This window comes from Streptomyces sp. Ag82_O1-12, assembly GCF_900182715.1.
GTDB classification, from domain to species: domain Bacteria; phylum Actinomycetota; class Actinomycetes; order Streptomycetales; family Streptomycetaceae; genus Streptomyces; species Streptomyces massasporeus.
Map to the genome: position 1 here is coordinate 5321488 of NZ_FXUW01000001.1, position 18144 is coordinate 5339631.

The window sequence follows — 18144 nt, forward strand, 5'->3', positions numbered from 1 at the left end:
AAGGGGAAGTGCGGGTTCCGTAAGGGGTGAAGGCCGGCAGCGGCCTGATCGGGCCCCGGAGAAGGCCCGCGGAGGGAGGCGTGGATGAGCCTGGTGGAGTTGATCGCACAGGCCGACGAGCGCGGGCTGGCCGCGAGCGGGCTGGCTTGTTTGGATCGGTGCGTGCCCCTGCTGGGCGGCGACGACGAGATCCTGCGGCCCGTGTGGGCGAGCCTCAGCGACGGCGCTGGCGCCGGCGAGTGGGGCGAGCGGCTGGAGCAGGCGCGCGGCAAGCTGGACGCGGCCGGCGCCGGGGACGAGGCGGCCGCGCTCGCCCACCGGATGCTCGATGCCGCTCCCGCCGAGCCGTCCGCCGCGGAAGTCCGGGTGTGGGCCGACGCCTGCTCCGTCGCCTCCCTGCAGATCCACCGGCTCCTGGACACCGCCCAGGACGAGGCCTCGTCCGTCGGCTCCCGCCGTGAGGGCCGCACGGACGGCATGTCGCCCCTTGTCGCCGCCGAACTGCGCCGCCAGATCATCGTCCTGGAAGTCCTCGCCGGACACGGTCCCGCCGGGCTGCGCCGGGCGCTGGAGGTGTCGGTCGAGGGGCGCCGGGTGCTGCGCGCTGTGGTGTCCCGCCGGAGTCGGCAACAGGGTTGAGGGGGAGCGAGCCCCGAAGGCTCCTTAAACCCGCTTCCTGGAAGAGTCCTGTGACTGTCCCTTGGGTGAGGTGGGGCGGTCCTGCGCCGCTTCGGGGAAGTCGCCGAATCCGGGTGACGAAACGCTTCGCCGCAGCGCTTTCCGGGATGTGACGACTCAAGCGGAGACCAGGCCATCGGCGGCTGCGAAGCCGCTGCGATGGGCGGCGGACACAGTGGCGACGATGCGCGAGGGAGCACGGCTGCGCCTCGACTACTCGGCGCGGAGCCTGTGGAGCATCGACCGGATGATCGAGGGGATACGGCGGGAGGGCGCGCCCGACGCCGCCGTCCAGGAGGTGTTGCGGGGCTTCGGCGCCTACGCCGGCGAGGTGATGGCGCGTCAGTCCGGCGCCGAGTGGTGGGCGACCGGCGGCGACCACTGGATCCGCACCCCCGACGGGCGCCTGTGGGACCCCATCGAGGAGGCGCGCCGCTGCTACGCCGGCCACGGATCGCTGCGGCTGCTGTGCCGGGACGCGGTGGGCGCCGAGCCCCGGCGGTAGCGTCAGCGCCCGAGCACGCCCTCGGCGACGGCCTCGTTCTCGCTCTCGTCCTCGTCCAGGAGCCCGGGCGGCTCCGCGGCGGGCTCGGCCGACGTGCCGGCGTTCGCGGCCAGGGTGCGGATCTCGGGCAGGTCGTCGTAGAGGTGCTGCCCGGGACACTCGGTCGGGTAGCCGTCGCGGTGGCCGGAGATGCGGTGGAACGTCACCTTCTGGCCCAGCTTGTACTTGCCGTTGTCGGCGCCGGAGGTCAGCACGGTCGTCCCGGTCGGGTCGATGCCGTAGAGACCGAGCTTCCACGCCGCGACCTTCGCGACCGACGCGCGCACCGCGGCGTTCGTGGCCGCCGTGGAGTAGTCGCCGAGCACCGAGACGCTGCTGGTGGCGGTGTTGAACCCGTAGGTGTGCGCGCCGAGGACGGGCTTGTCGACGCCGCCCGCGCGGCCCTCGAAGACCGTGCCGCACTTGTCGACGAGGAAGTGGTAGCCGATGTCGTTCCAGCCGTTGCTCTGCACGTGGTAGAGGAACACGCCGCGCACGATCGACGCCGACTCGGAGCAGCTGTAGTCGTTGGTGCCCGCCGTGTGGTGGACGAACATCGCCTTGGTGTCGCCGGTGTACGTGGGCGGGTCCTTCACCAGGGACTCGTCCGCGCCCCAGGCGGAGCGCGAGGTCATGGCGGGACGCTCGGCAGCCTGCGGGCCGGCGGCCGGCGGGACGACGTCCGGGTCGACGGCCGCGTTGTGCACGGCGTCCGACCCGGCCTCGGGGTCGACCAGTTCGACGCGCAGTCCTTCCGGCAGGCGCGAGCCCGCGACCCGCACCTGGATGCCGTCCGAGGGCCCGGTCCACAGCGGCTGGGTGCCGCCGCGCACGCCGGCCCGGTCGCGGTCGGGGCCGGACTCGGGCGTACGGCTGTCGGCCTCCAGGGGGCGCCACGCGCTCCACGCGCCGCTCTCCCGGGAGCGGGTGCGCACCTGGACGGTGCCGTCCAGGGCCTCGTCCGGGTCGTCCCAGGTGACGCCGATCAGGCTGAACGGCTCGGTGGTGCGCGGGGCGAGGGACCGGTCGTGGGGGTCTCCGTCCGGCACCCGGACGGTGTGCACAGGGTCCGAGGAGGTGGCCCGGGCGGTGCGCACAGCGTCCGGGGAAGTGGCCCGGGCGGGCTGGGTCAGTCCGAGTGTGCCGAGGGCCAGGGCGGTGGCGACGGCGATGCGCAGGAGGCGGGGTGTCATACGGCGCTCACCTTTCGTGGGCGGTGGCATCGCGAGCAGAGGTCCCCGGTACGTCACTTGGCCGAAACCTCCGCGGGGCCGGGCTCCCGAGGACGGCGGGCCGGGTTGACCCGAACGGTCGCGGACGCCCGGCGCCTGACGCACTGTGACACTTCCGCGCGGACCGGCGCTGATGACCGTGGGAGGGCGCGCACTCGGCACGGACGAGGACGGTACTTGGGTCAGGGAACGGAACCCCGGCGCGGGCAGTCGTACGACGGGGAACTGGGCGCGGCCGTCGCGCGGGCCCAGCAGGGTGACGAGGCGGCCTTCGCGGTCGCCTACCGCTTCGTGCAGCCCGGGCTGCTCGGCTATCTGCGCGGTCTGGTCGGGGACGACGCGGAGGACGTGGCGTCCGATGCCTGGCTGGAGATCGCCCGGGACCTCGGGCGGTTCCGGGGCGACGGGGCCGGCTTCCGCGGCTGGACGGCGACCATCGCCCGGCACCGGGCGCTGGACCACCTGCGCCGGCAGCGGGTACGGCCCCGGTCGTCCGCGCTGGAGCAGGACGTCCTGGAACTGCCGGGGCCGCAGAGCACGTACGACCAGGCGCTGGAGGCCATCTCCACCGAGCGCGCCCTGGAGCTGGTCCGGGGCCTGCCGCGCGACCAGGCCGAGGCCGTGCTGCTGCGTGTCGTGGTCGGCCTCGACGGCCCGGCCGCGGCGCGGGTTCTGGGCAAGCGGCCGGGCGCGGTGCGCACGGCCGCCTACCGGGGCCTGAAACGCCTCGCCGGGCAGCTGGGCGCGGAGAGTGTGACGGATGAGGCTCCCCGGACGCTGGGTGAGTCGACGTAGCGGAACCGGTGGTTTCGCGTGCGGCCCGGTCGGGTCGCGCGGAGTCGGCGCCCTGAACAGGGCGGACCGGCGGGACGTACTGGGGCCCGGCGGGGCAGACGGATCGATCGGACGAGCAGGGACGGAAACGGACATGGGTGAACGGCAGAGCGACGGCGGGCTGTCCGGCCGTGGTTCCCGGCACGCCCTCCTCGACGCCGACGTCGAGGCGCTGATCGTCGCCTCCCTCATCCGGGACGGTGTCGACGCCGAGGCCGAACAGCGGGCCGTGGCCGCCTTCCGGGCCGCCCGGGACGCCGGGGCCCCGCGCACCCGCACCCGCCGCCGGGACGACTGGCGCGCCCGGGAACGGCGGTACCTGGGCCGGTCCCTGAAGACGACGCTCTCCGTGCTGCTCGCCAGTCTCACGCTGGGCGGTGTCGCCGTGGCGGCGATCGGCGTGGCGGGAACGCCGCAGGACGGCACGGACAACGCCCCCGAGCGGGGGCCCGCCCCGAGCAACGCCCCGCGCTACCCGTCGGAGCAGCCGTCCCGCGACGGCCACAGCCCCGCCCCCGGCACCGGCCCCTCCCCGGACCTGCCGTCCCCGGACCGGCCGTCTCCCGCCCAGGACACCGAGGCCCACTGCCGCGCCTACGAGCGGGTCGGCCGGCGCGGCAAGGCCATGGAGGCGACGTCCTGGCAGCGGCTGGTGGCCGCCGCGGGCGGTGAGAGGTACATCACGGCGTACTGCGCCGAACAGCTGGACGAGCCGGAGCGCGGCAGCGGTGAATCCGGGAACGGCCGTTCCGCCAAGGACGACGGCACACCCGCCGCGCGCGGCGGCACGGGCAACGCGTCGGAGAACGGCTCGGACAAGGGCTCGAACAGCGGCTCGGACAAGAACCGCGGCGAGAGCAAGCGCTCCCAGCCCAACGGCCGTCACCAGTAGGGGATTCCGCGCGCACCGGCCGTCACGGCCGGCCGATCGCGCGAGCCCGCCGGGCCCGCCTTGGCAACGGCCGAGGCCGCCACCCCCCACAGGAGAGGCCCCGGCCGTCGCGCGGCACGGGCCGCGCGGCGGCCCGTACTTCCTACAGCGCCCAGGGTGCGTTTTCTGTCACACCCCGCCGCGTCACGGCTTAGTTGCATCTCGGGCGGACATGGACGGGGCATGGTTTCAGGTCGTAACGTGCCATTCGCGCCAAGAGCGAAGGCGGCGAGACCACCGCAACCACCTGCGGGCTTGTGACCGCAACCACCAATTGAGCAACCACGACGGCGAGAACCCGGTCCGCGAGAGCGGCGCCGGTCGAGGCGCAGAAGGGCGCGCGGTGCTGGGGGACGACGCGGAGCTGACCGCCGCGGTGCGCGCGGCACAGGACGGAGACGAAAACGCGTTCCGGACTGTCTACCGCACGGTGCATCCGCGGCTGCTCGGGTACGTACGGACGCTGGTCGGCGACCCCGACGCCGAGGACGTGACGTCCGAGGCGTGGCTTCAGATAGCCCGCGATCTGGAGCGGTTCACCGGAGACGCGGACCGGTTCCGCGGCTGGGCCGCCCGGATCGCCCGCAACCGCGCGCTGGACCACATACGCATGCGCGGGCGCCGGCCCGCGATCGGCGGTGACGAGACCGAGCTGACCGGTCGTGCCGCAGAGTCGGACACCGCCGGCGAGGCCATCGAGGCGCTCGCCACCGACGGCGCGTTCTCCCTGATCTCCCGGCTGCCGCAGGACCAGGCCGAAGCGGTCGTGCTGCGCGTGGTGGTGGGGCTCGACGCGAAGACCGCCGCCGAGACGCTCGGCAAGCGCCCGGGCGCGGTCCGTACGGCGGCGCACCGGGGTCTGAAGCGGCTCGCCGAACTGCTCGGCGACGACCCGCAGGCCGATCCGGAATCGGCCGGAGTGCTCGACGCCCTGCCGCCCCAGCGAGAACCGCGTGGCGGTGCCGTGACGTCCGCAGGTGTGACGCATAGCGTTGCGCGGACGCAGAAGGATGTGTGATGGCCGACGAGCAGTACAGGTGGCTGGACCGCGAAACGGCGGAGCGTTTGCTGAGCGGAGAGCCACCCGGAGCTGTCGAACGCGCCGGCCGGGACCAGGCCGAACACCTCGCCAAAACCCTCGGCGCACTGTCCGCCACACCCCCGCTGACCAGCGATGAACTTCCCGGCGAGGCCGCCGCGATGGCCGCTTTCCGCAAGGCCCGCGCGGAACGCGCCGACGCGGCCGCGGCCTTGGCGTCCACCGGCGGCAGCGACGCGGCCGGCGTCCCCGACGCCGGGCTGGTCCGGATCGGAACCCCCGGCGACAGCGGCACCGGCACCGCCCGGCCGCCCCGCTGGGCCCGTCCCGCGCGCCTCGCCCTGGCCGCCGTGCTGGCGGTCGGCATGGTGGGCGGGGCGGCTCTCGCGGCCGGAACCGGAGCCCTGAGGTCACCGTTCGGCGGTGACGAGCCCGACCCCGGCGCCTCCGTCTCGGCCTCCGTCACCCACCCCGAACGGCCGCTGGTGTCGCCGTCGCCGAGCGACGCCGCGCAGGGCGGCTCCACCCCCGACGACGCCCAGGGCGGCTCGTCGAAGGGCGGGGCGGGCGGCCAGGGCGGGGACGGGAAGCGCGACGACGCGGCCCCGAAGCCGGACGGCCGCAAGGACGGCTCCGGCGTTCACCGCGGGGAGATCACCGCAGCCTGTCGCGACCTGCGCGACGGCAAGCGGCTGGATCCCGACCACAGGCGTGCCCTGCGGCACGCGGCGAACGGCCAGCGGGTCTGGAAGTACTGCAAGGGCGTCCTGTCCTCGGCCGCCCCCCGCTCCGGTGGGCGCGGGAGCGACGACCACGCGGACAAGGGCCGGCACCAGGGCAAGGGCTCCGGCCGGGACGGCGACCAGGACCGCAAGCAGGACGCCGACCAGGACCGGAAGCAGGACAAGGCAGAGCGGAAGGCCGACCGCAAGGCCGAGAAGCGCGCCGAGAAGAAGGACGACGACGATGACGGCGCGGACCGCGGCGGCGTCCGGACCTCTCTCGCACCGCTGCGACCTGCGGTTTCGCACTCCTTGAAAACTTTCTGGCCGACGGTGTGACGTTTTCGGCCGCCCCGGCGCAGTAATGAGTGAGCCGACTGGTCATCGGCCGTCGCACAGAGCCGGGGTTCCCCCCGTACCTACGGCTCGTGCACCTGAGCGCGGGCGGGACACGTTCCCCCGGTCCCGCCCGCGCCCCTTACCCCCTCTCCCGCCGTCACCAGGACACGACGACCCTGTCGCCGTTGCGGACCTGCGCGAACAGCTTCGCGATCGCCGGCTCGTCCCGTACGTTGACGCAGCCGTGCGAGCCGCCCGCGTAGCCCCGGGCGGCGAAGTCCGCCGAGAAGTGCACGGCCTGGCCGCCGCTGAAGAACATCGCGTAGGGCATGGGCGAGTCGTAGAGCGTCGAGACGTGGTCGCGGGACTTCCAGTAGACGGAGAAGACGCCCTCGCGGGTCGGGGTGCCCCGCGAGCCGAAGCGGACCGCCATCGTCGACACCGTCCGCCCGTCGATCATCCAGCGCAGCGTCCTGCTGGTCTTGTCGATGCACAGCACCCGGCCGGTCCGGCAGCGCGCGTCCGGCGGGTCGGCCTGCTGGCCGCCCATCAGGTAGAGGTCCCACCGGCCCGGCTCGCGCGTCATGCGCACCAGTCGCTGCCAGGTGACGGCGTCGGTCTTCCCGGTGCGCGGCAGCCCGCGCTTGCCCTGGAAGCCGCTGACCGCCCGCTCCGTCTGTTCGCCGTACGTCCCGGTCGGCCCCTCGAACAGCCAGGCGACCTGCCGAAGCCGGGCCTGGAGCTCCCGGACGTCCCGGCCGGTGTCACCGCGGGACCACAGCACGCGGGGCGGGGCGGGAGCGGCGGGCTTGTCGTCGTCCGGCGCGGGCGCGGCGCTCGGCGCGTCGCCGCCCCCGGCGGGCGTGCGGTCCGGGGCCGGGGTGTCGTCGGGCAGCTCGATGTGCACCGGCGAGCGGCTCTTCCCCTCGCCGTCGGGGGTCTGCACCGTGCAGCCGGTCAACGCGGCCAGCACGGCGAGCCCCGCTACGAACGCTCTTCCCATGCCCGTGGTACGCACACGGCCCCCCGCTCGTCTCACCGGTGTGCCCGGATGTCACCTGAGATGTTCCCCGGACGTGACCGTTCGCGAACCAGGAGGCATGGTGGTGAGCGAGGTCACTGCTCTGCGGGAGGCACACCACCATGGCGCGTGAGTCGGAGTCCGGACTGCCCATCGAGCCGGTCTACGGGCCGGAGGCGCTTGAGGGCTGGGATCCGGCGGAGAAGCTGGGGGAGCCGGGGGCGTATCCGTACACCCGTGGCGTGTACCCGTCGATGTACACGGGCCGCCCCTGGACGATGCGCCAGTACGCGGGGTTCGGCACGGCGACGGAGTCCAACGCCCGCTACCGGGAGCTCATCGCGCATGGCACGACGGGCCTGTCGGTCGCCTTCGACCTGCCCACCCAGATGGGCCACGACTCGGATGCGGCGATCGCGCACGGCGAGGTCGGCAAGGTGGGCGTGGCGATCGACTCGGTCGACGACATGCGGGTGCTGTTCGACGGGATCCCGCTGGAGAAGGTGTCGACGTCGATGACGATCAACGCCCCGGCCGCACTGTTGCTGCTGCTGTACCAGCTGGTCGCCGAGGAGCAGGGCGTCGCCGCGGACCGGCTGACCGGCACGATCCAGAACGACGTGCTGAAGGAGTACATCGCCCGGGGCACCTACATCTTCCCGCCCAAGCCGTCGCTGCGGCTGATCGCGGACATCTTCCAGTACTGCCGGGCGCAGATGCCGAGGTGGAACACCATCTCCATCTCCGGCTACCACATGGCCGAGGCGGGGGCCTCGCCCGCGCAGGAGATCGCCTTCACCCTGGCCGACGGCATCGAGTACGTGCGTACCGCCGTCGCCGCGGGCATGGACGTGGACGACTTCGCGCCCCGTCTGTCGTTCTTCTTCGTGGCCCGCACGACCCTGCTCGAAGAGGTCGCCAAGTTCCGTGCCGCGCGGCGGATCTGGGCGCGGGTGATGCGCGAGGAGTTCGGCGCGCGCGACCCCAAGTCGCTGATGCTGCGCTTCCACACCCAGACGGCCGGGGTGCAGCTGACCGCCCAGCAGCCGGAGGTGAACCTGGTCCGGGTCGCCGTGCAGGGCCTGGCCGCGGTGCTGGGCGGCACGCAGTCCCTGCACACCAACTCCTTCGACGAGGCCATCGCCCTGCCGACGGACAAGTCCGCCCGCCTGGCGCTGCGCACCCAGCAGGTCCTGGCCTACGAGACGGACGTGACCGCCACCGTCGACCCGTTCGCCGGCTCGTACGTCATCGAGAAGCTGACCGATGACGTCGAAGCGGCGGCGGTGGAGCTGATGGACCGGGTCGAGGAACTGGGCGGTGCCGTCGAGGCCATCGAGCGCGGTTTCCAGAAGGGCGAGATCGAACGCAACGCCTACCGCATCGCCCAGGAGACCGACTCCGGCGAACGCGTCGTCGTCGGCGTCAACCGCTTCCGGCTCGACGCGGAAGAACCCTACGAGCCGCTGCGCGTCGACCCCGCCATCGAGGCCCGCCAGGCCGAACGCCTGGCCGCACTGCGCGCCGAGCGCGACCAGCCGGCCGTCGACGCGGCCCTGGCGGCACTGAAGAAGGCCGCCCAGGGCGAGGACAACGTCCTTTACCCCATGAAGGAAGCGCTCAGGGCAAGGGCCACCGTCGGCGAGGTCTGCAACGCACTGCGCGAGGTGTGGGGTGCGTACATCCCGTCCGACGCCTTCTGAGCCCCGGCGGGGCGGGGGTGTCGGACCCACGTGCGACACTCGTTGGCATGTTCGGCATCATCGATCTGCCCACCTACCTGGCGGGCCTCGTCCTGATCATTCTGCTGCCCGGCCCCAACTCGCTGTACGTGCTGTCCGTGGCCGCCCGCCGCGGCGTGCGCGCCGGGTACACCGCCTCGGCCGGAGTCTGGTGCGGGGACGCGGTGTTGATGACGCTGTCCGCGGCCGGGGTCGCCTCGCTGCTGCAGGCGAACGCCGTGCTGTTCGCCATCGTCAAGTACGCGGGGGCCGGATATCTGACCTGGCTGGCCCTCGGCATGCTGCGGGCCGCGTGGGGCATGTGGCGGACGCGCGGGGAGCGGACCGCCGAGGGTGAGGCGCCCGCGCCCGCCGAGGAGCGGCCCTTCCGCCGTGCCTTCGTCGTCAGCCTGTTCAACCCCAAGGCGATCCTCTTCTTCGTCGCCTTCTTCGTACAGTTCGTGGATCCGCAGTACGCCTACCCGGCCCTGTCCTTCGTCGTCCTCGGCGCCCTCGCCCAGTTCGCCAGCGTGCTCTACCTCAGCGCGCTGATCTTCGGCGGCACCAGGCTGGCCGCGGCCTTCCGCCGCCGCCGGCGCCTGTCGGCCGGGGCGACCTCGGCGGCGGGCGCGCTGTTCCTGGGGTTCGCGGTGAAGCTGTCGCTGGCGAGTTCCTAACGCGGGCGCACTAGGTCGCGGACACGGCCTGGCCCCGGCCGAAGCGGGCCAGGTACTCCGGGAGACCGGCCGCCGTGTCCCCGGCCCAGCCGACGTAGCCGTCGGGGCGGACGAGGTAGAGACCGGGCCCGTACGCGCCGGGTGCGGGACCCTGTACGACCGGGATCCGCACGCCGGGGTCCGGTGCCTGCGCCCCTCCCAGGACCAGCAGCGTCCAGTGCGGGCCGCGGAACGCGTCGAAGAGCCGGACGCCGGCCACCGTCCCGTCGGGTGCGCGGTCGCCCGCCCGCGGCGCGCCCGGGTCGGTCCGGGTCTCGCGGGTGAGCGGTGACTCCCGGTAGCCGAGACCGAGTTGGCGGGTCGCCTCGCCGCGCCGGGTCTCGCCGCGGTGCACCCGGGTGGACAGGCCGAGCACTTCGGCCGCGACGGGCCGCCGCTCCTCCTCGTAGGAGTCGAGCAGCGCCGCGTCCGCGCCGTCGCGCAGCACCGCGCCCAGCTTCCAGCCCAGGTTGTAGGCGTCCTGGACGCTGGTGTTGAGGCCCTGGCCGCCGGCGGGGGAGTGCACGTGCGCCGCGTCGCCGGCGAGGAAGACCCGCCCGGAGCGGAAGCGGTCCGCCAGGGCCGCCCGGGGCCGGAAGTCCGAGGCCCAGCGCAGCTCCGTCACGGACTCCGGCGCGAGGTGCGAGCGGGCGGCGACGACCTTCCGGATGCCCTCCAGGGAGAGGTCGGGCGCCGTCCCCTCCGGGAACTGCGCCACCAGCTGGAAGTCCTCGGTGCCGGCCAGCGGACAGATCGCGAGGAAGCCGTCTCCCGCACCGGGCGGGAAGACGTGCCAGTTGTCCCGGTCCAGGCCGCTGATCCGGACGTCCGCCACCAGCGTCGGGTGCGGGTCGACGGTCTCGCCCGCCATGCCGATGCCGAGCAGCCCGCGCACGGTCGAGCGACCGCCGTCCGCCGCCACGGCGTACCGGGCGGTGACGGCCTCACCCGAGGCGAACTCCGCGCGTACCCCGGCCTCGTCCTGCGTCAGAGCGACGACCTCCCGGCCGAAGGCCACCTCGCCGCCCAGCTCCTCCAGCCGCGCCCGCAGGACCTGCTGTGTGCGCCACTGCGGCACCATCCACGGCTCGTTGTAGGGCGCGTCCTCGCTCGGCTCGACGGCGTCGAACATCCGGTGCTCGCCCGCCCGCCTGCCGTCCTGCCAGATCATCCCCACCGGGTAGGTGCCGCCCGCGGCCCGGATCGCGTCCAGCACGCCCAGGTCGTCGAAGACCTCCATCGTGCGCGGCTGGATGCCCTTGCCGCGCGAGCCGGGGAACAGGGTCCCGGCCCGCTCCACGACCAGCGCGGCCACGCCCCGCCGGGCGAGGTCGATCCCGAGTGCCAGGCCCGTCGGGCCCGCGCCCACCACCAGTACGTCCGTGTCCCTGATCGTCTTCATCGGCCGCCCTCTCCTTAACGCTGTTAAGTAGCTCCGCTTCCCGAGGGTTGCCTTAACGGTGTTAAGTTGTCAAGCGTGAGTACGGAACGACGCGAGCCCCTGGACCGCCGCCGGGTCGCGGACACCGCGCTGCGGCTGCTGAACGAGGTGGGCCTGGACGGCCTGACCCTGCGCGCCATCGCCCGGGAACTGGACGTGAAGGCGCCCGCCCTCTACTGGCACTTCAAGGACAAGCAGGCGCTGCTCGACGAGATGGCGACGGAGATGTACCGCCGGATGGTCGCCGGGACCGCGCTCGACCCCGCCGACACCTGGCAGGACCGGCTGCTCAGGGCCAACCGGGGGCTGCGCGCCGCCCTGCTCGGCTACCGGGACGGCGCGAAGGTCTTCAGCGGCTCACGCTTCACCGGCATCGAGCACGCCGGGCCGATGGAGGACAACCTGCGCCTGTTCACGGCCGCCGGGTTCACCCTCGCCCAGGCGGCCCGCGCGCTCACCACGGCCTACCTGTACACCCTGGGCTTCGTCACCGAGGAGCAGGGCGTCCAGCCACTGCCGGGTGAGCGCCGCGAGGGCTACGACCTGGACGAACGCGCCCGCCTGATGGCCGACTTCCCCTTGTCGGCCCAGGCGGGCGCGGAGATCTTCGAGGACTACGACCGGCACTTCGAGGAGGGACTCGCCCTCGTGATCGAGGGGATCGGGGCGCGCTACCGGGTCTCATGACGCGGTCCGGCGCGTCAGGACCGTTTCGCGCGGGCCCGCCGTACGGCCCGGGTGACCACGGGCGGCAGCAGGTCCTTGGCGAGCCGGCGGGCCCGGGTCGGGGCGGGGCGGGCCGGGCGTGCCGCCCGCGTCTCGGTGACCGTGGGGGCGGGCGCCGGTACGGGCGCCGGTTCCACGTAGTGCCGTGAGGGCGGGAAGGACGGCGGCTTCATGCCGCGGGAGCGGGTCCGGATCAGCCGGTGCCCGGCCGCCTCCTGCACGCTCAGCCCGACGTCCGAGCGCTGCCGCAGCATCTCCAGCAATTCCTCCTGGAGCGGCCCGGGGTCGCCCCAGGAGGCGTACATCTTCTGCGTGCTGAGACAGATCGGGCGCAGACCGCGGTTGAGGACGGCCTCCCAGGCGGCGACCGAGACACCCGGGGTGTGCTCGGAGCGGAAGTCGTCGAGGACCACGACTCCCTCGGGAAGCAGGATGTCGTGGGCCGCGCCGATGTCGCCGTACACGTGCTCGTACAGGTGTGAGGCGTCGATGTGGATGAAGCGGCAGGTGTCCGGGGCCACCTTCTCGTCCACCAGGGAACTGGGGCCGGTGATCACCGTCGGCAGGGTGTCGTGGAAGGACAGGTAGTTCCGCTCGAAGGCCTGCTGGGTGAGCGAGGCGTACGACTTCGAGGACTCCGCCTTGTTGGCCTCGTCCGGGGCGTCGCCCTCGAAGAGGTCGCAGACGGTGAACAGTTCGCCGTCCTGGAGGTGGTGGCCGAGGAGAATCGCGCTCTTGCCCATGTAGACGCCGAGTTCCAGCAGGTCACCCTTTGTGCCGGCCTTCTTCTGCTGTTCGAGGAACCAGGTGAACAGCATCTGGTCCAGCGGCGGGAACCAGCCCGGGACGTCGGCGAGTTCGCCGGGGTGCTTGTCGGTTGCCTGTGCGTTGGTCATGAGACGAGCCTTCTCTCTGAGCCTTGCCCGAACCGACGGCCGGTTGAACGTCCCGTGAACAGGGTCAGCGGGTCTTCGCCAGCGCCGTCCGCAGCCGGGGCGTCAGCGACTTCTCCACATATTTGTTCAGCAACCACGCCAGCAGCAGCATTGACGCCACCGTGAGCGCGAACGTCACCCCGGAGGGCAGCCCCAGACCGCGGTGCAGGGCGTGGATCACCACCCAGCCGAGATGCTCGTGGACCAGGTAGAAGGGGTACGTCAGCGCGCCCGCGACCGTCAGCCACCGCCAGTTCACCCGGCCCAGCAGGCCCAGCGCGATCGCGGCGACCGCCACGAAGCCGAACGTGACGACGGCGATGATCCCGAACGACGAGCGGTAGGAGAATGCCTCCGGGTCGGGGGCGTGCCACAGCGACTGCACCGCGTAGTGCTGGCCGATCAGCCAGCTGACGGCCACGATGCCCCACCCGTGGACGTCCCGCCGGTCGCGGTGCACGAGGTAGAGGCCGACACCGCCGATGAAGAAGGGCGCGTACTCGGGCATCAGTACGATGTCGAGCAGCGGCATGTTCGCGTTCTCGGCGATCACCGCCGCCAGCATCCAGCCCGCGCAGAACATGATCACCCGGCGGCGGTTCGCCCCGGGCAGCACGACGCACAGGGCGAACAGGGCGTAGAAGCGGACCTCCGCCCACAGGGTCCAGCACACCCCGAGCACCCGGTCGACGCCCAGGGGCATCTGGAGCATCGTCAGGTTCACCAGGGCGTCGCTCGGCGACACGGCCTGGTAGGCGACCACCGGCAGCGCGAACACGGCGGTCACCAGCAGGACGGCCGCCCAGTAGGCGGGCAGCAGCCGGGAGGCGCGGGAGGCGAAGAACGACTTCAGGGGCCGGCCCCAGCCGCTCATGCAGATCACGAAGCCGCTGATCACGAAGAACACCTGGACGCCGAGGCAGCCGTAGGCGAACAGCGAGTGCAGGGTGGGGAACTGGTCCCGCGGCGAGCTGCCCCACGCCTGGCCGACCTCACCGTCGCGTCCGCCGTAGTGGTAGAGCGCCACCATCAGCGCGGCCACCAGCCGCAGTCCGTCGAGGGCGCGCAGCCGCCCGCCGGAGTTCTTTCCGCGCCGTGGGACGGTCGTGGCGGCCCCCGGTGGTTCGACCGGCACGGCGGTGCCGGGCCGGGGCTGTCGGGTGCTGACGACCGTCTCGGTCACGCTGGAAACCTCTGTGTGGCTCGTATGTCCTTTGCCTGAGCCGCCTGTGGGCGGGCGCCTGTCACCCTAGGACGAGAGTTGACGCAATTACGTTCGATGGCGACAGGCTTCGCCTGCCGGTCCCCATGGGTTCATCTGGATGTCGCCGGGGGCGGCCGGGTGGGACCGGCTCAGCGGCGGACCGCCTTGCGCAGGGCCCGGGCTCGCCTGACCACCCGGCGTGCCGTGGAATTGCGCGGCAGGAACGCCAGCCGCTGCGGAATGCCCCCGGGCAGTCCGAGCGCGGTGAGGCGGCGCTTCTTGAAGTAACGCCGGGTCCGCGGACCGAGGTGCCGGGCCAGGAACCGCTCGGCCTGCGGGCGCAGCTCCGGGTAGATCTGCGGCTGCATGGTGAACCCGAGGGCCGTGAGGAGGCCGGACAGCCGCTCGGCCGGCAGGACCTCGCCGTCCTCTCCGCTCTCCAGGCCGGGCAGCAGCGCGTCCGCCAGCGTGGTCGGCACCCGGTTGCTGTTCTGATACGGCGTCAACCGCTCCAGCAGCAGCTCCGTGCCGATGCGGGCGACCGGCAGGTCGTAGAACGCGGACGCGGTGAACAGCGCGGTCGAGAAGCAGCCGACGACCAGCGCGGGCCGGGCGCGGTCGAACAGCACCTCGGCGAGCACGGGCGTGTCCAGCACGGTGAGGTCCACGCCGAGCTTGTCGGCCTCGGTCTCCAGGGCGCGGCTGTAGCGGGCCGGCGCGGTCGGGTGGGGCTTGAAGACGACCGTGCGGTGGCCGCGGGCCACGGCGCCCCGCATCATCCGCACATGCAGGTCCTCCTCCTCCTCGGGGGAGAGGATGTTCAGCGCGGAGAGGTACTGGCCGAGCAGCAGCGCCGAGTCGCCGGGCACGTCCGGCAGTTCGGGCACGGTCTCGGTGACCTCCCCGAGTACCTTCAGGAACGCGGGCGTCGGCACCAGGTGCGCCGGCACGCCGAACTCGGTGAGCAGCATCGGCGTGAGCCCCGGCACCAGATCGAGGTGCAGCAGCCGCCGCACGCGCGTGCCGACCAGCGGGTCGAGCTTGTTGCGGGTGGGGCCGTAGCTCATCAGCCCGTCGGCGTAGACGTCGACGGGGGCATCGGTGAACAGCTGGGCCACCGTCAGGGCGGGTGCCACCTGGATGGATTCCAGCACCAGGCTCACCCGGTCGTCGCCGAGGCCCCACAGCAGGCGCAGATAGCGCTCGAAGAGCGGGACGTCGTCGGCGCGCGGCGTCCACGCCCCGGGGTGGAAGGGGCGGATCGCCTCGTTCCAGGACAGCACCTCGTCGAAGTGCTCGCGCAGCGGCGCGAAGCCCGGCATCTCGTCCAGGGCCGGAGTGGTCTCCGGGGTCGCTGAGTTGTTGAACACCAGCAGCACCCGGCGGTCCGGCTCCTCGAAGAGGTCGGAGTCGATCGCGGCGGCCAGGGTGGCGACGCCGTAGAGCGTCGAGGCGCAGAAGATCTGAGTGGTCCCGGGCATCAGGCGGCCGCTCCCGTCGTGGTGACCCGGCGCCGCAGCCGTCGGAGCTTGGACGAGCGGTCCATGTCCATGGCCTCCAGTGCGTCACCGAGTGCGTCCTGCGGCATGCGCTTGATGGCCGCCGCGCTCATCGACCGCAGCTGCCTGGCCACGGCCGGTTCGAACCTGTCTTCGTTGGAGAGGTGGTGGGCGATGATCGCGCAGTAGGTCCGCACCGCCTTCGGCAGCAGCCGGTCGGCGTCACGGTCCGCGGCCGTCTCCTCGATCACCTGGTCGAAGGCGCGGATGAAGTCGAGCTGGCGGACGTCGCCGATCTGCGTCAGGGACGAGGCCACCCCGCGCCGGTAGAACACGCCCAGCAGGCTCACCACGGCGAACGACTCCGCCTCGCGGTGCAGCTTCCAGATCCACGGCCGGTCCTCGGCCGTGCGCAGCCCGTCGGTGAAGTGGAGCAGGCCCTTGTCGACCAGACGGCGGTGGTAGGCGCCGGCCCAGGCGTAGGCGTAGTCCACCGAGGTCGAGCGGTGGGCGGGCAGGATCGCCTCGCGCGGGCTGAACACCTCCCAGCGCCGGCCGATCGGCACCCTGCTCACGGAACGGGCCCGGGCGGTGGCCTGCACATGGTCGGTGCGCACGAAGTCGCACCCCAAGTCGTCCATCGCGGACACCAGTTCGGTGAAGTAGCCGGGGGCCAGCCAGTCGTCGCCGTCCAGGAACGTCAGGTACTCGCCCTGCGCCGCGTCCAGGCCGGTGTTGCGGGCGGTGGCGAGCCCACCGTTTCGCTCATGGCGGATGTACCGCACCTGGGCGACATCCGAAAGGTCCTCGGCCGCTCGTTCGAGAATGGCCGGAGTTTCGTCCTTCGAATGGTCGTCGACCAGGATGAACTCGAAATCACGGTCGGCGTTCAACCGAAGGCTTCTGAGGGTGTCCGGGGCATATTGCTGCACGTTGTAGAACGGCACGATCACGGAAAGCTTAGGCACCCGCAAAACGTTAGGAGCCCGCCCGGCAGCGGAACTTTCCGATGAAGGTACACCGGGTGAACTCCATGTGTCAGAACGGTGCACCCCGTGTACTTCCCGCCTTCCAGGAGGCCAGTTCGGCTCTCGGTGGGCTGTTGTTAACTTTTCGTTGAGTCGCGGTTCGGCCATACCTCGGATTCGCTTCCTAGCGTCTTCGACGTGCCAGTAAGTACACCGAAGCGCCCGCGAATCGCCGTCCTCGCGGACAGCGACACCCGATGGAAATGGGGTGCGCTGACCGCGGACCGCATCGCCCCGGGACCGTCCATGGAAGCCGCACCGCGCGAGGGCGCGCAAGTCGGCCCCCTCCTCGACGGATTCCTGCTGCGCGGCCGGGCGACGCCCACCCCGCGCCAGCTTCAGGAAGTGGGCGTACGCGCCGACTCGCTGCGGGAGGTCACCGCCGTGGAGTTCCTGCGCGCCATGGCCGAGGAGTCCTACGACATCCTCGTCCTCTCCCTTGTCGGCGGCGGAGTGCAGGCGATGCTCCACGGCCTGGCACGCGTCTGGGAGAACCGCACCGCGCGGCCCGTCGTCGTCACCGGCTACGTCGGTGTCGTCTACGAGAAGCTCGCCGACGGCCTGCTGCTGCGGCACGGCGCGGACCTGGTCCTCGCCAACTCCCGCCAGGACGCGGACCGTTTCCGGGCCGTCTACGAAGGGGTCGGCGCCGACGCCTCCGCGGTGACCGAGGTGGCCCTGCCGTTCCTCGGCGGCGCGCCGTACGAAGGCGAACACGACCCCTACACCGTGGTGTTCGCCGCCCAGCCCTCCGTCCCGGACAGCCGCAAGGACCGTACGTACCTGCTGAACCGGCTGGTGCAGCACGCCCGCCGGCACCCCGAACGCGAGGTGCTGCTGAAGCTGCGCTCCAAGCCCGGCGAACACACCACCCACATCGAGGAGCTGCCGTACCAGAAGCTGGCGCAGCGCCTCGATCCGCCCGCCAACTTCCGCCTGGTGTACGGCAACATGGGCGAGGTCCTGGACCGGACCGACCTGCTCGTGACGGTCAGCTCCACGGCCGCGCTGGAGTCGCTGCACCGCCGGATCCCGACCGTCGTGCTGAGCGACCTCGGCATCCGCGAGTCCCTCGGCAACCACCACTTCGTGGGCTCCGGCTGCCTCGCCTCCTGGGACCAGCTCGACGCCGGGCACCGGCCCACGCCCGACGAGGAGTGGGTCTCCCGGCAGGGCGTCGCCGCCGGGGGCACCTCCCGGACGGAGTCCGGGGGAGGCTCCTACGCCTCGGCCTTCGACGCCGCCCGGGAACGCGTCGCCCAGCTGCTCGACCGGCCCGGCGGCCTGCCCCCGCTGACCCCGTACTACACCCCTGTCACCGCGCCCGGCTATCTGCCCGGGATCCTCGCCCGCCACCACCTCGGCCCGGACGGCACCCCGCTGCCCGGCGCGCCCGCAGCCGACAAGGAGCCCGGACCGGTCCGGCAGATCGTGCGCCGGGCGGCGCGCGGCGCCTACCGGCACGGCGTCCAGCGCGTGGCGCCCGTCATCCGGCGGATGGGCGAGCTGTGAGCCGCCCCGAGACCCCTGCCCA

At 72.6% G+C, this 18144-nt stretch carries 17 protein-coding genes; 10 read left to right on the plus strand and 7 right to left on the minus strand.

Translation table 11 applies throughout. The features are described 5' to 3' along the window. Positions 1–84 precede the first annotated feature (84 nt). Both QOL88_RS24545 and QOL88_RS24550 read left to right on the plus strand, forming a co-directional pair. Positions 85–639, plus strand: a complete 555-nt coding sequence (locus QOL88_RS24545) for a hypothetical protein (protein ID WP_097219529.1) — start codon at positions 85–87, stop codon at positions 637–639. Between the two features lie 148 nt (positions 640–787). Further along, the gene (locus tag QOL88_RS24550; protein WP_097219531.1) at positions 788–1183 is read left to right on the plus strand and encodes a hypothetical protein; all 396 of its coding nucleotides are present in this window, start codon (positions 788–790) and stop codon (positions 1181–1183) included. A gap of 2 nt (positions 1184–1185) precedes the next feature. Here the strand turns inward: QOL88_RS24550 and QOL88_RS24555 are convergent, their stop codons facing one another. Beyond that, entirely contained in the window at positions 1186–2415 is a 1230-nt protein-coding gene (locus QOL88_RS24555) for an N-acetylmuramoyl-L-alanine amidase (RefSeq protein ID WP_097219533.1), read from the minus strand. Positions 2416–2631: 216 nt separating this feature from the next. On the opposite strand from QOL88_RS24555, the gene QOL88_RS24560 reads away from it, so the two are divergent. The 4 genes from QOL88_RS24560 to QOL88_RS24575 all read left to right on the plus strand — a co-directional run bounded on the left by QOL88_RS24560 (position 2632) and on the right by QOL88_RS24575 (position 6319). Beyond that, positions 2632–3249, plus strand: coding sequence for an RNA polymerase sigma factor (locus QOL88_RS24560; RefSeq protein ID WP_097219535.1), 618 nt, complete (start codon positions 2632–2634; stop codon positions 3247–3249). A 133-nt stretch (positions 3250–3382) separates the two neighbouring features. Beyond that, positions 3383–4180 carry a hypothetical protein gene (locus tag QOL88_RS24565; RefSeq protein ID WP_097219538.1) on the plus strand — a complete coding sequence of 266 codons (798 nt, stop codon included), beginning with the start codon at positions 3383–3385 and terminating at the stop codon, positions 4178–4180. Between the two features lie 382 nt (positions 4181–4562). Next, the gene (locus QOL88_RS24570) at positions 4563–5237 is read left to right on the plus strand and encodes an RNA polymerase sigma factor (protein WP_053674644.1); all 675 of its coding nucleotides are present in this window, start codon (positions 4563–4565) and stop codon (positions 5235–5237) included. After that, the gene (locus QOL88_RS24575; protein ID WP_097219541.1) at positions 5237–6319 is read left to right on the plus strand and encodes a hypothetical protein; all 1083 of its coding nucleotides are present in this window, start codon (positions 5237–5239) and stop codon (positions 6317–6319) included. Before QOL88_RS24570 ends, QOL88_RS24575 begins: the two co-directional genes overlap by 1 nt. 157 nt (positions 6320–6476) lie before the next feature. Here the strand turns inward: QOL88_RS24575 and QOL88_RS24580 are convergent, their stop codons facing one another. Next, positions 6477–7322 carry a L,D-transpeptidase family protein gene (locus QOL88_RS24580; protein WP_097219544.1) on the minus strand — a complete coding sequence of 282 codons (846 nt, stop codon included), beginning with the start codon at positions 7320–7322 and terminating at the stop codon, positions 6477–6479. 140 nt (positions 7323–7462) lie between these two features. On the opposite strand from QOL88_RS24580, the gene QOL88_RS24585 reads away from it, so the two are divergent. Then, positions 7463–9043 (plus strand): acyl-CoA mutase large subunit family protein, encoded by a 1581-nt coding sequence (locus tag QOL88_RS24585; RefSeq protein ID WP_097219546.1) that lies wholly within the window; start codon positions 7463–7465, stop codon positions 9041–9043. Positions 9044–9090: 47 nt separating this feature from the next. Then, positions 9091–9738: a leucine efflux protein LeuE gene (leuE, locus tag QOL88_RS24590; protein ID WP_097219549.1), complete on the plus strand. Its 648-nt coding sequence runs from the start codon at positions 9091–9093 to the stop codon at positions 9736–9738. Between the two features lie 10 nt (positions 9739–9748). On the opposite strand, the gene QOL88_RS24595 is transcribed toward leuE, so the two are convergent. Next, positions 9749–11179, minus strand: coding sequence for an FAD-dependent oxidoreductase (locus QOL88_RS24595; RefSeq protein ID WP_097219551.1), 1431 nt, complete (start codon positions 11177–11179; stop codon positions 9749–9751). Between the two features lie 75 nt (positions 11180–11254). Here QOL88_RS24595 and QOL88_RS24600 point away from each other — a divergent pair, with 75 nt between their 5' ends. After that, on the plus strand, positions 11255–11905 hold the full coding sequence (locus QOL88_RS24600; protein WP_097219554.1) for a TetR/AcrR family transcriptional regulator C-terminal domain-containing protein: 651 nt from the start codon (positions 11255–11257) through the stop codon (positions 11903–11905). A 14-nt stretch (positions 11906–11919) separates the two neighbouring features. Here QOL88_RS24600 and QOL88_RS24605 read toward each other — a convergent pair whose 3' ends face one another. The 4 genes from QOL88_RS24605 to QOL88_RS24620 form a co-directional block, all read right to left on the minus strand. Beyond that, positions 11920–12840: a class I SAM-dependent methyltransferase gene (locus QOL88_RS24605; RefSeq protein WP_097219556.1), complete on the minus strand. Its 921-nt coding sequence runs from the start codon at positions 12838–12840 to the stop codon at positions 11920–11922. A gap of 64 nt (positions 12841–12904) precedes the next feature. Further along, complete coding sequence (locus QOL88_RS24610; RefSeq protein ID WP_097219558.1) at positions 12905–14062, minus strand: acyltransferase family protein; 1158 nt, start codon at positions 14060–14062, stop codon at positions 12905–12907. Between the two features lie 170 nt (positions 14063–14232). Beyond that, on the minus strand, positions 14233–15564 hold the full coding sequence (locus QOL88_RS24615) for an alpha-2,8-polysialyltransferase family protein (protein WP_097219561.1): 1332 nt from the start codon (positions 15562–15564) through the stop codon (positions 14233–14235). After that, positions 15564–16550 carry a glycosyltransferase family 2 protein gene (locus QOL88_RS24620; RefSeq protein ID WP_097219563.1) on the minus strand — a complete coding sequence of 329 codons (987 nt, stop codon included), beginning with the start codon at positions 16548–16550 and terminating at the stop codon, positions 15564–15566. The genes QOL88_RS24615 and QOL88_RS24620 overlap by 1 nt, the downstream gene beginning before the upstream one ends. A 198-nt stretch (positions 16551–16748) precedes the next feature. Between QOL88_RS24620 and QOL88_RS24625 the strand changes: the two genes are divergently transcribed. Beyond that, a complete protein-coding gene (locus QOL88_RS24625) occupies positions 16749–18122 on the plus strand; it encodes a DUF6716 putative glycosyltransferase (RefSeq protein ID WP_179878947.1) in 1374 nt (457 codons plus the stop codon). Positions 18123–18144 lie beyond the last annotated feature (22 nt).